At 60.0% G+C, this 14,276-nt stretch carries 13 protein-coding genes and 1 pseudogene; 10 read left to right on the forward strand and 4 right to left on the reverse strand.

All coding sequences use genetic code 11. From position 1 onward, the window contains the following. Window positions 1-61: 61 nt before the first annotated feature. From KGA97_RS26815 to KGA97_RS26825, 3 genes are all read right to left on the reverse strand, one after another. The gene (locus KGA97_RS26815; RefSeq protein ID WP_223481818.1) at window positions 62-1,009 is read right to left on the reverse strand and encodes an ornithine cyclodeaminase family protein; all 948 of its coding nucleotides are present in this window, start codon (window positions 1,007-1,009) and stop codon (window positions 62-64) included. A gap of 144 nt (window positions 1,010-1,153) precedes the next feature. After that, window positions 1,154-2,641, reverse strand: a complete 1,488-nt coding sequence (rhlB, locus tag KGA97_RS26820) for an ATP-dependent RNA helicase RhlB (protein WP_223450550.1) — start codon at window positions 2,639-2,641, stop codon at window positions 1,154-1,156. 98 nt (window positions 2,642-2,739) lie between these two features. Then, on the reverse strand, window positions 2,740-3,396 hold the full coding sequence (locus KGA97_RS26825; protein ID WP_008026629.1) for an alpha/beta hydrolase: 657 nt from the start codon (window positions 3,394-3,396) through the stop codon (window positions 2,740-2,742). Between the two features lie 467 nt (window positions 3,397-3,863). Here KGA97_RS26825 and KGA97_RS26830 point away from each other — a divergent pair, with 467 nt between their 5' ends. From KGA97_RS26830 to KGA97_RS26855, 6 genes are all read left to right on the forward strand, one after another. Then, window positions 3,864-4,898 carry an amino acid ABC transporter substrate-binding protein gene (locus KGA97_RS26830; protein WP_008026630.1) on the forward strand — a complete coding sequence of 345 codons (1,035 nt, stop codon included), beginning with the start codon at window positions 3,864-3,866 and terminating at the stop codon, window positions 4,896-4,898. Window positions 4,899-4,963: 65 nt separating this feature from the next. Continuing rightward, window positions 4,964-6,145 (forward strand): amino acid ABC transporter permease, encoded by a 1,182-nt coding sequence (locus KGA97_RS26835; RefSeq protein ID WP_008026631.1) that lies wholly within the window; start codon window positions 4,964-4,966, stop codon window positions 6,143-6,145. 10 nt (window positions 6,146-6,155) lie between these two features. Next, window positions 6,156-7,253, forward strand: a complete 1,098-nt coding sequence (locus KGA97_RS26840; protein WP_008037316.1) for an amino acid ABC transporter permease — start codon at window positions 6,156-6,158, stop codon at window positions 7,251-7,253. A 10-nt stretch (window positions 7,254-7,263) separates the two neighbouring features. Further along, window positions 7,264-8,028 carry an amino acid ABC transporter ATP-binding protein gene (locus KGA97_RS26845; RefSeq protein WP_008026633.1) on the forward strand — a complete coding sequence of 255 codons (765 nt, stop codon included), beginning with the start codon at window positions 7,264-7,266 and terminating at the stop codon, window positions 8,026-8,028. A gap of 1,291 nt (window positions 8,029-9,319) precedes the next feature. Continuing rightward, window positions 9,320-9,979 (forward strand): FadR/GntR family transcriptional regulator, encoded by a 660-nt coding sequence (locus tag KGA97_RS26850; RefSeq protein WP_192228980.1) that lies wholly within the window; start codon window positions 9,320-9,322, stop codon window positions 9,977-9,979. Beyond that, the gene (locus KGA97_RS26855) at window positions 9,969-11,276 is read left to right on the forward strand and encodes a CynX/NimT family MFS transporter (RefSeq protein ID WP_207286061.1); all 1,308 of its coding nucleotides are present in this window, start codon (window positions 9,969-9,971) and stop codon (window positions 11,274-11,276) included. The genes KGA97_RS26850 and KGA97_RS26855 overlap by 11 nt, the downstream gene beginning before the upstream one ends. Here KGA97_RS26855 and KGA97_RS26860 read toward each other — a convergent pair whose 3' ends face one another. Further along, complete coding sequence (locus KGA97_RS26860) at window positions 11,277-11,927, reverse strand: DUF1120 domain-containing protein (RefSeq protein WP_223481819.1); 651 nt, start codon at window positions 11,925-11,927, stop codon at window positions 11,277-11,279. It lies immediately after the preceding gene. Between the two features lie 59 nt (window positions 11,928-11,986). Here KGA97_RS26860 and KGA97_RS26865 point away from each other — a divergent pair. The 4 genes and pseudogenes from KGA97_RS26865 to KGA97_RS26880 all read left to right on the forward strand — a co-directional run. Then, a pseudogene (locus tag KGA97_RS26865) lies at window positions 11,987-12,175 on the forward strand (LuxR C-terminal-related transcriptional regulator); the annotation flags it as partial. A gap of 114 nt (window positions 12,176-12,289) precedes the next feature. Next, the gene (locus KGA97_RS26870; protein ID WP_008026662.1) at window positions 12,290-12,760 is read left to right on the forward strand and encodes a nuclear transport factor 2 family protein; all 471 of its coding nucleotides are present in this window, start codon (window positions 12,290-12,292) and stop codon (window positions 12,758-12,760) included. A 40-nt stretch (window positions 12,761-12,800) separates the two neighbouring features. After that, window positions 12,801-13,121 carry a GIY-YIG nuclease family protein gene (locus tag KGA97_RS26875; protein WP_223481820.1) on the forward strand — a complete coding sequence of 107 codons (321 nt, stop codon included), beginning with the start codon at window positions 12,801-12,803 and terminating at the stop codon, window positions 13,119-13,121. 88 nt (window positions 13,122-13,209) lie between these two features. Next, window positions 13,210-14,145 (forward strand): glutathione S-transferase family protein, encoded by a 936-nt coding sequence (locus KGA97_RS26880; protein ID WP_223481821.1) that lies wholly within the window; start codon window positions 13,210-13,212, stop codon window positions 14,143-14,145. The last annotated feature ends 131 nt before the right edge of the window (window positions 14,146-14,276 follow it).

Genomic DNA, 14,276 nt, shown 5'->3' on the forward strand with positions numbered 1-14,276 from the left:
CAATATATGTTTAATGACACACCGCCTTCGCGGGCAAGCCTCGCTCCTACAGGGGGTGGTGTCAGGGTTTCAGGCGGTAGATGGCATTGGCCAGTGCGATGTCTTCCAGGCCCAGGCCGATGGAGCGGAAGAACACGTGACGGTCATAGCCGGGGCGCTGGACTTTTTCGCTGATCAAGCCCGGCAGGTCGCCGACGATGGCGCTTGCGTCCCAGCCGTGCTGTTCGCCGGCAATCAGCATTTCACCCGCCGAGCCCGGCGTGGTCAGACGATAGTCGCAGAACACCTGCATGTCATTGAGGCTCTGCGGCGGCACTTCATGGGCACGCGGTGCGTTGGTGCTGATGGACGTGATCAACGCCGGTTTGGTCAGGCTGGAAGGGTCGATCACCGGGCCGGCGGACGACGTGCACAGCATGATCACGTCGGCGTCCTGAACCGCGACTTCGCGTGTATCGACGAGGTTCAGCCGTGGGTCGAGAGCTCTGAGTTGCGCCAGCGCTTCAGCACCCAGTTCGCTCAAGCCCGGCGAGTAGAGGTTGATGCTCTGCCAGTCGCGCAGGCCTTTGACGTAATGCAGGTGTGCCAGCGCAACTTTGCCGCTGCCGATGATTGCCAGGCGTTGCGCATTCAACGGAGCCAGGGCGTCGACAGCAACGGCGGTTGTCGCGGCGGTGCGCGCGGTGGTCAGTTCGCCGGCGTCGCACAACAGCAGCGGCTCGCCGGTCTGCATCGACATCAGCAACGTCCATGCGGTCACCAATGGGCCTTGTTCGCGGACGATGTAAGGCGAGGTCTTGACTCCGTACACCCCGTCTTCGGCCAGCACGCCCAGGTAGTTGATGAAATCGCCGGCGCCCTTGGGAAATTCCACCAGTTGTTGCGCCGGTTGTACCGCTTGCCCGGCTGCCAGGTCGCGGAACAGCTTGCGCAGGATCTGCGGAACGTCGACCTGTGCCAGCAGTTCGCGGGCCTGGGGTTGGGTGATCACATAGGGCGTGCTGGACATGGTCGGCTCCGGGAATGGCAAGTAAACTAATTTGTCCATTATGGACTTTTAGTTCTGCCGGGCAAGCTCCTGTTGAAAAAAAACGACGAACGAAAAAAAAGCGCAGTCCGTTGCCGGCTGCGCTTCTTTTATTGCGACCCGTTGTTACGGGCGCTTGCGCTCAACCGCCCGCAATAGATGCGTCGGTGGCGTTTCGCAGCTGATTTTGCGACCCAGCAGCGCCTCGATGGACGGTAGCTGGTAGGAGTCGTCTTCACCGGCAAAACTGATGGACACGCCATCGGCGCCGGCACGGCCGGTACGACCGATACGGTGCACGTAGTCGTCCGGGACTTCCGGCAGGGTGAAGTTGATCACGTGGCTGATGCCGTCGATGTGAATGCCGCGACCGGCTACGTCGGTGGCTACCAACACGCGGATCTTGCCTTCGCGGAATCCTTCCAGGGTCTTGATGCGCTTGTGCTGCGGCACGTCGCCAGACAATTGCGCGGCGTTGACGCCGTCACGCACCAGGCGTTCTTCGATGCGTCGTACTTCATCCTTGCGGTTGGCGAAGACCATCACCCGCTCCCAGCCGTTGTCGTTGACCAGGTTGTAGAGCAGTTTGTATTTGTCGGCACCGGCCACCGCGTAGATGTGCTGCTCGACGTTTTCGCTGGCCACGTTCTGCGCTTCGATCTCGACGATCGACGGGTCGGTGGTCCATTGCTTGGCGAGGTTCATCACGTCATCGGTGAAGGTTGCGGAGAACAGCAACGTCTGGCGCTCGTTCTTCGGCGGCGTCTGGCGAATGATCTGACGCACTTGCGGGATGAAGCCCATGTCGAGCATGCGGTCGGCTTCGTCCAGGACCATCACTTCGACCATGTCCAAGTGCACGTCGCCGCGCTGGTTGAAGTCGAGCAGGCGGCCCGGGGTGGCGACGAGGATGTCGCAATGACGCGCTTCGAGGTGCTTGAGCTGCTTGTCGAAGTCCATGCCGCCGACAAACGTCATGACGTTGAGGCCGGTGTACTTGGTCAGGTCGGCGGCGTCCTTGGCGATCTGCACCACCAGTTCACGGGTCGGCGCGATGATCAGCGCCCGTGGCTCACCCATGTAGCGCTCTTTCGGCGGCGGGGTTTGCAGCAGCTGGGTGATGATCGAAATCAGGAACGCCGCGGTTTTGCCGGTGCCGGTCTGGGCGCGACCGATGGCGTCTTTGCCCGCGAGGGTGAAGCCCAGCACCTGAGCCTGGATCGGCGTGCAATACGGGAAGCCGAGGTCCTGGATGGCGTGCATCAGTTCCGGGGCAAGTTTGAAATCGTGGAATCGGGTTTTGCCTTCCTGGGGTTCGACGACGAAGTCTTCGAGTTTCCAGGGGATGACCGGCGCTTTTGGCTTGGGTTCACGACGCGGTTTGGCGGGCTTCGGCGCTTCGCTGTGTGGTTGCTCGGCAGCCGCCGCTTCAACAGGCTGGACGGCCGGTGTCGCCACAGGCTCTTGTTTCGGTGCCGCTACGGGGGCGGTCCGGCCAGGCTGATTACCGTCGGTGCGGTGGCTGGGACTGTGAGACGGAGCGCTGGAGACTGGCGCGAGCTGCTCAGTCTCGCTTTTACCGAACATTTTCTTGAGTGCTTTGAGCACGGTCATCTCATCAATTGGTTAAGGAATATACGGCGGCCAGTGTAATGCAAGAATCGGGCGCGGCGTAGGGGGATGGATCAATGGGCTGTTTTTCAGCTCAGCCGTTAACGCAAGCGCTCGCCGAGCCAGGTGCCGATGTCGCGAATCTCTTCGGGTAACACTTCGTGACCCATTGGGTATTCCTGCCATGTCACGGTGACACCATGCTGCTTTAAATACTCGTAGGCGGTCCGTCCCATCGAGTTTTGCACCACGTCATCGTACTGCCCGTGCAACGACAACACCGGAATCCGCTGTTGGCTGGCCGAAAGCTCCAGTCCTTCGCTGAACGTCGGTGCATAAGTAGAGAGGGCAAGTACGCCACCCAGCGGCCCCTGCCATTTCAGAAATGCGGTGTGGAACACCACGGCGCCGCCCTGGGAAAAACCTGCCAGGAAAATTCGCGAAGCGTCTATTCCGCCGGCTCGCTGCACTTCGATCAATTTGATGATCCGGTCTGATGACGCTTCCAGCTGCTCGCGGTTGATCGCGCGTGCAGGGCTCATGGCCAATATGTCGTACCAGCTCGGCATCTCGTAGCCACCATTGATGGTGACGGCGCAGGTCGGTGCCTGAGGGAGAACGAAGCGAGTGCTCAGCAGGGTTTCCTGTAACGCTTCGGCCACCGGCAGGAAGTCGTAACGGTCGGCGCCCAGCCCGTGCAGCCAGATAACGCAGGCGTCTGCGGGCTTGACGGGTTCAAGAATCAAGGGCTCGGTCATGGCTGCTCCAATTGTGTGCGTGCGCTCTCATTGAGTGCGAGAGATGAGTGCGCGTCTGGTTGATCCGTTAAGAAGATGTCGCAAGGCTACAAGTTTTGCTATTGACCTGTCCCTTAAACGCTTTGGCGAGCGGTCTGGTACGGGCTTTGCTATAGGAAGCCTGTACGAAAAATCCCACGCCTGTCGGTAACACTATCAGGCCATTGTTCGTGGTGGGATAGCAAAAAATCCGGTGATGGATGTTCGCCAGTGGCCGCTACGGGCTTCGCGAACGTGAAAGGGCTACAGCCCGTTCGGCCGATTGGTGAGAAGTGAGTGGTCCATGATTTGGATTTTCTCCTACTAGACTCATAGCGCAGGTCCTACGTCGGTTGACCCCAAAAAAAACCAACACGGGTCAACTACGCCTCATAAGGGTGCGACTGGACTCAAGCTCCGACACAACAAGAGCAAAACTGGAGGTTTGAATGAAGATGTTGAAATCCACCCTGGCTATCGTGTCTGCAGCCGCAGTACTCGGTGTCAGCGGGTTCGCTCAGGCGGGTGCAACCCTGGATGCAGTGCAGAAGAAAGGTTTCGTACAGTGCGGCGTCAGCGATGGCCTGCCTGGTTTCTCGGTTCCGGACGCCAATGGCAAGATCGTCGGTATCGATGCTGACTACTGCCGCGCTGTGGCCGCTGCCGTCTTCGGCGACGCGACCAAGGTCAAGTTCAGTCAGTTGAACGCCAAGGAGCGCTTCACCGCGCTGCAGTCTGGCGAAATCGACATCCTGTCGCGCAACACCACCATGACCAGCTCCCGTGATTCGGGCATGGGTCTGAAATTCCCTGGTTTCATCACTTACTACGACGGCATCGGCTTCCTGGTAAACAGCAAGACGCTGGGCGTGAAAAGCGCCAAAGAGCTCGACGGCGCCACCATCTGCATTCAAGCCGGTACCACCACCGAGCTGAACGTTTCCGACTACTTCCGTGGCAACGGTCTGAAATACACCCCAATCACTTTCGACACCTCCGATGAAAGCGCCAAGTCGCTGGAATCCGGTCGTTGCGACGTGCTGACCTCCGACAAATCCCAGCTCTACGCACAACGCAGCAAGCTGGCGACCCCGAACGACTACACCGTTCTGCCGGAAACCATCTCCAAGGAGCCTCTGGGCCCGGTCGTACGTAATGGCGACGACGAGTGGCTGGCGATCGTGCGCTGGACTGGCTACGCCATGCTCAACGCTGAAGAAGCCGGCATCACTTCGAAAAACGTCGAAGCTGAAGCCAAAGGCACCAAGAACCCGGACGTCGCTCGTCTGCTGGGTACCGACGGTGAATACGGCAAAGACCTGAAAGTGAAGAAAGACTGGGTCGTGCAGATCGTCAAGCAAGTCGGTAACTATGGTGAAGTGTTCGAGAAAAACCTCGGCAAGGACACTCCGCTGGCCATCGACCGCGGGCTGAACGCTCTGTGGAACAACGGCGGCATTCAATACGCACCACCAGTGCGCTGATGGTTCTATCACCCGGTGGGCCAACCACCGGGTGATGTTCTGTTCCATTACATCCGGGGCACTTCATGCAAAATTCAATCGGCGCACCAAAGCAGAGGCTCAGCCTCAGCGATCCCAAAGTGCGTGCGTGGCTATTTCAGATCATCACCATTGTGGCGGTGGTCTCGATGGGCTGGTACCTGTTCGACAACACGCAGACCAACCTTCAACACCGGGGCATTACCTCCGGTTTCGACTTTCTGGAGCGCAGTGCCGGTTTCGGCATCGCTCAACACTTGATCGACTACACCGAATCGGACAGTTATGCCCGGGTGTTTGTCATCGGCCTGCTCAACACGCTGCTGGTGACTTTCATCGGCGTGATCCTGGCGACAATCCTCGGGTTCATCGTCGGCGTGTCACGGCTGTCGAAGAACTGGATCATCAGCAAGCTGGCGACTGTTTATGTGGAAGTCTTCCGCAACATTCCGCCGCTGCTGCAAATCCTGTTCTGGTACTTCGCGGTGTTCCTGACCATGCCGGGGCCACGCAACAGCCATAACTTCGGCGACACCTTCTTCGTCAGCAGCCGCGGCCTGAACATGCCGGCAGCGTTGATGGCGGACGGTTTCTGGCCGTTTGTGATCAGCATCGTCGTGGCCATTGTCGCGATCGTGCTGATGAGCCGCTGGGCCACCAAACGCTTCGAAGCGACCGGTGTGCCGTTCCACAAGTTCTGGGTTGGCCTGGCGCTGTTCTTTGCGATCCCGGCGCTGTGCGCGTTGATCTTCGGTGCACCCGTGCACTGGGAAATGCCCAAGCTGCAAGGCTTCAACTTTGTCGGTGGCTGGGTGCTGATCCCGGAACTGCTGGCACTGACCCTGGCCCTGACCGTGTACACCGCGGCGTTCATCGCCGAGATCGTGCGTTCGGGCATCAAGTCGGTCAGCCACGGCCAGACCGAAGCGGCGCACTCGCTGGGTCTGCGTAACGGTCCGACCCTGCGCAAAGTGATCATCCCGCAAGCCCTGCGCGTGATCATTCCGCCGCTGACCAGCCAATACCTGAACCTGGCGAAAAACTCTTCGCTGGCGGCCGGTATCGGTTATCCGGAGATGGTCTCGTTGTTTGCCGGTACGGTGCTGAACCAGACCGGGCAGGCGATCGAGGTAATTGCCATCACCATGAGCGTGTACCTGGCGATCAGTATCAGCATTTCCCTGCTGATGAACTGGTACAACAAGCGCATTGCGCTGATCGAGCGGTAAGGAAAAGCGCATGAGTACTCATACTTTCAAGCCTGACATGCCTCCACCGAGCAGTAGCATCGGTGTGGTCGCATGGATGCGCGCAAACATGTTCTCCAGCTGGCTCAACACCCTGCTGACCCTGTTTGCGTTCTATCTGATTTACCTGATTGTCCCGCCGATCCTGGAATGGGCAATCATCGACGCCAACTGGGTCGGCACCACCCGCGCCGACTGCACCAAGGAAGGCGCCTGCTGGGTGTTCATTCAGCAGCGTTTTGGCCAGTTCATGTACGGCTACTACCCGATGGACCTGCGCTGGCGCGTGGACCTGACCGTGTGGCTGGCGGTGATCGGCGTGGCGCCATTGTTCATCTCGCGCTTTCACCGTAAAGCCGTGTATGGCCTGAGCTTCCTGGTGCTGTACCCGATCATTGCCTGGTGCCTGTTGCATGGTGGCGTTTTCGGTCTGACCCAAGTGGCGACCAGCCAATGGGGCGGCCTGATGCTGACCCTGGTGATCGCCACTGTCGGTATTGCCGGTGCGTTGCCGCTGGGCATTGTGCTGGCGCTGGGCCGTCGTTCGAACATGCCGGCGATTCGTGTGGTCTGCGTGACCTTCATTGAATTCTGGCGCGGCGTGCCGTTGATCACGGTGCTGTTCATGTCCTCGGTGATGCTGCCGCTGTTCCTGCCTGAAGGCATGAACTTCGACAAACTGCTGCGGGCGCTGATCGGCGTGATCCTGTTCCAGTCGGCCTATGTGGCTGAAGTGGTGCGCGGCGGTCTGCAAGCGATTCCAAAAGGTCAGTACGAAGCGGCTGCGGCGATGGGCCTCGGTTACTGGCGCAGCATGGGCCTGGTGATTTTGCCGCAAGCCCTGAAGCTGGTAATCCCTGGCATCGTCAACACCTTCATTGCGCTGTTCAAGGACACGAGCCTGGTGATCATCATCGGCCTGTTCGACTTGCTCAACAGCGTCAAACAAGCCGCCGCCGACCCGAAATGGTTGGGCATGGCCACTGAAGGCTATGTGTTCGCGGCCCTGGTGTTCTGGATTTTCTGTTTTGGTATGTCGCGCTATTCCATGCATCTGGAACGCAAGCTCGACACTGGCCACAAGCGTTAGGAGTTCTGTAATGAGCGAAGCAATCAAAAAGCCTGTGAGCCCTGAAGGCATTATTCAGATGCAGGGCGTGAACAAGTGGTATGGCCAGTTCCACGTGTTGAAAGACATCAACCTGAACGTCAAGCAAGGCGAGCGTATCGTCCTGTGCGGCCCGTCGGGTTCCGGTAAGTCGACGACCATTCGCTGCCTCAACCGTCTGGAAGAACACCAGCAGGGCCGCATCGTGGTCGATGGCGTGGAGCTGACCAACGACCTCAAGCAGATCGAAACGGTCCGCCGTGAAGTCGGCATGGTGTTCCAGCACTTCAACCTGTTCCCGCACCTGACCATCCTGCAGAACTGCACCCTGGCGCCGATGTGGGTGCGCAAGATGCCCAAGCGCCAGGCCGAAGAAATCGCCATGCATTACCTGGAGCGCGTACGTATTCCGGAGCAGGCGCATAAATTCCCGGGGCAACTGTCCGGCGGTCAGCAACAACGTGTGGCGATTGCCCGTGCCTTGTGCATGAAACCGAAAATCATGCTGTTCGACGAACCGACTTCAGCCCTTGACCCGGAAATGGTGAAAGAGGTGCTGGACACCATGATCGGTCTGGCCGAAGACGGCATGACCATGCTCTGCGTGACCCACGAAATGGGCTTCGCCCGCACCGTGGCCAACCGCGTGATCTTCATGGACAAGGGCGAAATCGTTGAACAGGCCGCGCCGAACGACTTCTTCGACAATCCGCAGAACGAACGCACCAAACTGTTCCTGAGCCAGATCCTGCATTGATCGAAACCAGGCAGTGAAAAAAACCCGGACGCTGTTCCGGGTTTTTTTTGCCCGAAAAAACACACCACGATCCCTGTAGGAGCCGGCTTGCTGGCGATGGCGGAGGGTCAGGCGACGTCCATGTGGGATGCCAGACCGAATCGCCAGCAAGCCGGCTCCTACAGGGTTTGCGCAATGCACGAGATGGCGAGCCGAACGCGGAATTGTAGGAGCCGGCTTGCTGGCGATAGCGGTGGTTCGGGCGACATCCATGTGGGATGCCAGACCGAATCGCCAGCAAGCCGGCTCCTACAGGGTTTGTGTCGCGTGCGAAATAACGAGCCGGACGCGGAATTGTAGGAGCCGGCTTGCCGGCGATAGCGGTGGGTCAGGTGACATCCATGTTGGATATCAGACCGAATCGCCAGCAAGCCGGCTCCTACAGGGTTTGTGTCGTGTGCGAGATGGCGAGCCGAACGCGGAATTGTAGGAGCCGGCTTGCTGGCGATAGCGGTGGGTCAGGCGACATCCATGTGGGATGCCAGACCGAATCGCCGGCAAGCCGGCTCCTACAGGGGTTGTATCGTGTGCGAGATGGCGAGCCGGGCGCGGAATTGTAGGAGCCGGCTTGCCGGCGATAGCGGTGGGTCAGGCGGCTTCCATGTGGGATGTCAGACCGAATCGCCAGCAAGCCGGCTCCTACAGGGGGTGTGTCGTGTGCGAGATGGCGAGCCGAACGCGGAATTGTAGGAGCCGGCTTGCTGGCGATAGCGGTGGTTCGGGCGACATCCATGTTGGATGTCAGACCGAATCGCCAGCAAGCCGGCTCCTACAGGGGGTGTGTCGTGTGCGAAATGGCGAGCCGGGCGCGCAATTGTAGGAGCCGGCTTGCTGGCGATAGCGGTGGGTCAGGCGACATCCATGTGGGATGCCAGACCGAATCGCCAGCAAGCCGGCTCCTACAGGGTTTGTGTCGTATGCGAGATGGCGAGCCGCACGCGGAATTGTAGGAGCCGGCTTGCTGGCGATAGCGGAGGGTCAGGCGACTTCCATGTTGGATGTCAGACCGAATCGCCAGCAAGCCGGCTCCTACAGGGTTTGCTCGATGCACGAGATGGCGAGCCGGGCGCGCAATTGTAGGAGCCGGCTTGCCGGCGATAGCGGAGGGGCAGGTGACATCCAGGTGGGATGTCAGACCGAATCGCCAGCAAGCCGGCTCCTACAGGGTTTGTGTAAACCGTTTGCCCTGTGGGGCGATGCTGACTAACATGTCAGAAAATTCATCCTATGATTGGATGAAAGGGCGAATCTTATGTCAGACATGTCTCCACTCATTAAACGTTCCCTGGTTGATCAGGCTCTGGACCAGTTGCGCCTGCGTATCACCGAAGGCGTCTGGTCTGTCGGTCAGCGCCTGCCCACCGAGCCTGAGCTGTCTGCCGAATTGGGCATCAGCCGCAACACTGTCCGCGAAGCCATGCGCGTGTTGGCGTTTTCCGGTTTGATTGAAATCCGCCAGGGCGACGGCAGCTATCTGCGGGCGGTGATCGATCCGCTGGACACCCTGAAAGCGTTGTCGCGCTGCTCGCTTGAGCAGGCCAGGGAAACCCGGCACATCCTTGAAGTCGAGGCCATCGGCCTTGCCGCGCTGCGCAGGACCGACGAAGACCTCGTGGCCTTGCGTGAAGCGCTCAACGTCAGCGGTGATCACTACCACGGCGATCTCGACAGCTACATCGCCTGCGACCTGGTGTTTCACCGTCGTCTGGTAGACGCCGCGCACAACCCCACCCTCAGCGAGTTGTATCGCTATTTCTCCAGCGTCGTTGGTGCACAACTGCGCCAGACCTTGAGCGTCACGCCACGCCGCCAGGAAGTGTTCGATCTGCATATCGAATTGCTCGATGCCGTCGAGCAACGCGACCCGGAACGCGCGAAAGCCTTGTCGAGGCAGTTGATCAATGAACCTTGAAACCGAGAACGCCATGTCCAGCAGCCACAGCACGATCACCGAAGCCAAACGCACGGCGGAGCTCGAAGAGCTGCTGATCGACGCCGAGGCCGATGACGAACAGGTCCAGCAAAGTCAGCCAATCCTGCGTCGCCCGTGGCTGTTGTTGCTGGGGCTGATTCTGGTCGCGCTGAACTTGCGTCCGGCGCTGTCGAGCATGGCGCCGATGCTCAGCGAGGTCTCGAAAAGCTTGGGCCTGTCGGCGGCGCAGGCCGGTTTGCTGACGACGTTGCCAGTGCTGTGCCTCGGTCTTTTTGCGCCGTTGGCGCCGATTCTGGCGCGACGTTTCGGCGCTGAGCGCGTGGTGTTGGGCATCCTTCTGACATTGGCCGGCGGGATCATTCTGCGCAGTTCGTTCGGTGAAATCGGCCTGTTTGGCGGCAGCGTGCTGGCCGGCGCGAGCATCGGCGTGATCGGCGTTTTGTTGCCGGGCATCGTCAAACGCGACTTCGCCAAACACGCCGGGACCATGACCGGCGTCTACACCATGGCCCTGTGTTTGGGCGCGGCGATGGCGGCGGGCGCGACCGTGCCGTTGAGCGAACACTTCGACAAAAGCTGGGCGTTGGGACTTGGCTTCTGGGTGATTCCTGCGCTGGTGGCGGCGATGTTCTGGTTGCCGCAAGTCGGTCAGAAACATGGCGCGCACAACGTGGCTTACCGGGTACGCGGTCTGTTGCGTGACCCGTTGGCCTGGCAAGTGACCTTGTACATGGGCCTGCAATCGTCCTTGGCGTACATCGTGTTCGGCTGGTTGCCATCGATCCTGATCGGTCGCGGCCTGACGCCAACCCAGGCCGGCCTGGTGCTGTCGGGTTCGGTGATCGTTCAACTCGCCAGTTCGCTGGCCGCACCGTGGCTGGCGACGCGCGGCAAGGATCAGCGCCTGGCGATCGTCATCGTCATGGCGCTGACCCTCGGCGGTCTGTTCGGTTGCCTTTATGCACCCATCGAAGGCCTGTGGGGCTGGGCGATCCTGCTCGGCCTGGGGCAGGGCGGAACGTTCAGTCTGGCGTTGACCCTGATTGTTTTGCGCTCGCGGGACTCGCACGTGGCGGCCAACCTGTCGAGCATGGCCCAGGGCTTCGGTTACACCCTGGCGTCCATGGGGCCGTTCGCGGTCGGCATCGTGCACGACTGGACCGGCGGCTGGAATGCCGTGGGCTGGATCTTCGCTGTGATTGGCCTCGGCGCCATCCTTGCCGGCCTCGGTGCCGGGCGTTCGCTGTACGTGCAGGTGGTCAGCGAAAAGGTCTGACTACAGGTAAACAACGTCCAGCGTTGCCGAACCGTCGAGCTGCACCTCAGCGCTGAGGTCCAGCTCGGAGGTGGGCGCGATGACCGTTTCGACCGTCACCCGGCTGGTCAGCGTGCGGATGGCAATCGGGCCGGCGCTGCTCCCGGCAATGTCGGTGAATCCGAGATAACTTCGGGCGCCAATCGGAATGGCCTGGCTGTTCGACGAACTCCAGGCCTTGCCGCCCGTGGTGGAGTCGGTTCGATAGACCTGCGTCAGGTCGTCCACCACGGTGCTGGCCGGATCGAAGTTCAGTGAATACAAGCCGATTTTATTTTGGCTGTGGTCGTGGTTCAGGCCGTAGTAAATCTCACTGTTGACGATTGCCGAGCCGTCGCGGTTGTCGCGCATCAGCAGGGCAAAACGCGCGGGTGCATTGCACTGAATGTTGAGGTCGAGGGTCTGGTCGCGCAGTCGCGTGCGTTTGTCGACGCTGAGGTCCTGCCGGGAGATTTTTCCGTAGTCGACGAGGCCATTGTTGGACAGCGTCGGTGTGCAGGCGAGTGGGGTGATGAGGCCTTTGACGGTCAGGTCAACAGTGGACGCCGCGAAGCTGTGTTGGGTGGTGCTGATGAGCAAGGTTGTCGCAAGGACAGCGAAGTAATGATTCATTTGTGAAAGTCCTTTTCATTGATTTTATTCTGCCTGTGCCGGGAGTCTGCGGAGCTGCACTGTCGGCAAAAGAGCACGAGGTGGTCAGAATGCTCGCCAGCGGAATGACCGTCAGTGAAATCGCCGGCTACTTCAAACGCAGCGTATCGACCATCAGCAAACAGAAAAACATGGCCATGCAGCGGCTGGGCATTTCCACGGATGTGGACCTGTTTGCGTATGCCCGTGAGAGTGGCATGGTGCATTAGGCTTCGGCACACCTGAGGGTATTCCCGCCACGAATGCCGGTAGTGTTTCGAACATTAGTTGACTATCGTGCAGGCAATCCAACGACACCAGTTTTCAAACCAGGGAGCTTGCCCATGAGTGATGCCCACAACGCCTTGATCACCCGATTCTATGAGGCCTTCCAGCGCCTGGATGCCGAGGCCATGAGCGCCTGCTACACCGACGACGTGGTGTTCAGTGATCCGGCATTTGGTGAATTGCGCGGGCGCGACGCGGGCGACATGTGGCGCATGCTCACCACCCGGGCCAAGGATTTTTCCCTGACTTTCGACAACGTGCGCAGCGATGATCGCAGCGGCGGCGCGCATTGGGTGGCGACGTACCTGTTCAGCCAGACCGGCAATACCGTGGTCAACGACATTCAGGCGCGTTTTGTGTTTCGCGACGGCAAGATCTGCGAGCATCACGACCGTTTTGATCTGTGGACCTGGTCGCGTCAGGCGCTGGGGTTCAAGGGCCTGCTGCTGGGCTGGACGCCGCTGGTGAGAAACGCCGTTCGCGCTCAGGCCTTGAAGGGGCTGAAGGCATTTCAGGCCAGTCGCTGATAAGATCGCGGCTTGTTTTCTTTCAAGCCATGATCGTCACGTGAACACGCCGAGCGAACCCGCCGCCATTGCCGCCGAACCGACGCTGCCCGTCAGCAAACCCTGGTTCGTCTACCTCGTTCGCGCGGCCAACGGTTCGCTCTACTGCGGGATCAGCGACGATCCCGTCCGCCGCTTCGCCACTCACCAGAGCGGCAAAGGCGCGCGGTTCTTCCTTTCCAGCCCGGCGGTGGCCTTGGTCTACACCGAAGCCTGCCGCGACAAAAGCGAAGCGCTGCGCCAGGAACGGCTGATCAAAAAACTCAAGAAAAGCGCCAAGGAATGTCTGGTGGCGACCTTTGCTGCGGGCTTATCAATCTGATTGATCAGTTCCCATCAGGCAGATCTGTAGGCTGCTCGCGGATTGCGCGCTAAGCTGCAGATTCCTGATTCGTGCGGCGGAGCCGAGCATGTCCGAGTTGATTCTTCATCATTACCCGACGTCCCCTTTCGCCGAAAAGGCCCGCCTGCTGCTGGGCTTCAAGGGCCTGTCCTGGCGCTCGGTGAAGATCTCGCCGGTGATGCCAAAACCCGATCTGACGGCTTTGACCGGTGGCTATCGCAAGACGCCGGTGTTGCAGATTGGTGCGGATATTTATTGCGACACGTCGCTGATCGCCCGTCGACTGGAGCAGGAAAAAGCCTTGCCGGCGTTCTTCCCGGAAGGTCAGGAAATGATCGCCGCGAGCTTCGCCGCGTGGGCGGATTCGGTGGTGTTCCAGCATGCCGTAAGCCTGGTGTTTCAGCCTGCGTCGGTCGCGGTGCGTTTCGGTCATTTGCCGCCGGAAGCAATCAAGGCGTTCCTCGCCGATCGCGCCAGTTTTTTCAGCGGTGGCAGTGCGACAAAGTTGTCGGCCGAACAGGCGCGGCATCAATGGCCGACGATCATGACACGCCTGGAGCAACAGCTGCAGCGCGAGCAGGGCGACTTCCTGTTTGGTGAACCGTCGATTGCCGACTTCGCCCTGGCTCATTCGCTGTGGTTCCTGAAAGCGACACCGGTGACTGCACCGCTGGTCGATGCGTACCCGGCGGTTGCCGCGTGGCATGCACGGGTCTTGGGCTTTGGGCATGGTGCGTTCAGCGAGATGACATCCGAGGAGGCGCTGGCGGTGGCGCGTAATGCCACGCCTGCCGCTTTGCCGGATGAGCAGTTCGAAGAGCCGAACGGGTTTGAGGCGGGTCAGCAGGTGGTTATCACGGCGACCGATTACGGTGTTGATCCGGTGGCCGGGGAGTTGCTGTTTGCCGGGCGTGAGGAATTGATTCTGCGCCGTGAAGACGAGCGTGGCGGGGTGGTGCATGTGCACTTTCCGCGGTTCGGGTTTCGTATTGAAAAACGCTGACCGACCCCGCTCCGGAGACCTGCCACGGTTCCCGGAAACGATACAATCCCCGTAGGAGCGAGGCTTGCCCGCGAAGAACGATGACGCGGTACAACAGTTACATCGCATTATCGTTCTTCGCGGGCAAGCCT

The sequence above is a fragment of the Pseudomonas sp. BF-B-15 genome, from assembly GCF_019946675.1.
GTDB classification, from domain to species: domain Bacteria; phylum Pseudomonadota; class Gammaproteobacteria; order Pseudomonadales; family Pseudomonadaceae; genus Aquipseudomonas; species Aquipseudomonas migulae.

Excerpts from the sequence above, each read along its gene's own strand:
- KGA97_RS26815 (WP_223481818.1), bottom strand. The coding sequence starts at position 1,009 with ATGTCCAGCACGCCCTATGTGATCACCCAACCCCAGGCCCGCGAACTG.
- rhlB (WP_223450550.1), bottom strand. The coding sequence starts at position 2,641 with ATGACCGTGCTCAAAGCACTCAAGAAAATGTTCGGTAAAAGCGAGACT.
- KGA97_RS26825 (WP_008026629.1), bottom strand. The coding sequence starts at position 3,396 with ATGACCGAGCCCTTGATTCTTGAACCCGTCAAGCCCGCAGACGCCTGC.
- KGA97_RS26830 (WP_008026630.1), top strand. The coding sequence starts at position 3,864 with ATGAAGATGTTGAAATCCACCCTGGCTATCGTGTCTGCAGCCGCAGTA.
- KGA97_RS26835 (WP_008026631.1), top strand. The coding sequence starts at position 4,964 with ATGCAAAATTCAATCGGCGCACCAAAGCAGAGGCTCAGCCTCAGCGAT.
- KGA97_RS26840 (WP_008037316.1), top strand. The coding sequence starts at position 6,156 with ATGAGTACTCATACTTTCAAGCCTGACATGCCTCCACCGAGCAGTAGC.
- KGA97_RS26845 (WP_008026633.1), top strand. The coding sequence starts at position 7,264 with ATGAGCGAAGCAATCAAAAAGCCTGTGAGCCCTGAAGGCATTATTCAG.
- KGA97_RS26850 (WP_192228980.1), top strand. The coding sequence starts at position 9,320 with ATGTCAGACATGTCTCCACTCATTAAACGTTCCCTGGTTGATCAGGCT.
- KGA97_RS26855 (WP_207286061.1), top strand. The coding sequence starts at position 9,969 with ATGAACCTTGAAACCGAGAACGCCATGTCCAGCAGCCACAGCACGATC.
- KGA97_RS26860 (WP_223481819.1), bottom strand. The coding sequence starts at position 11,927 with ATGAATCATTACTTCGCTGTCCTTGCGACAACCTTGCTCATCAGCACC.
- KGA97_RS26870 (WP_008026662.1), top strand. The coding sequence starts at position 12,290 with ATGAGTGATGCCCACAACGCCTTGATCACCCGATTCTATGAGGCCTTC.
- KGA97_RS26880 (WP_223481821.1), top strand. The coding sequence starts at position 13,210 with ATGTCCGAGTTGATTCTTCATCATTACCCGACGTCCCCTTTCGCCGAA.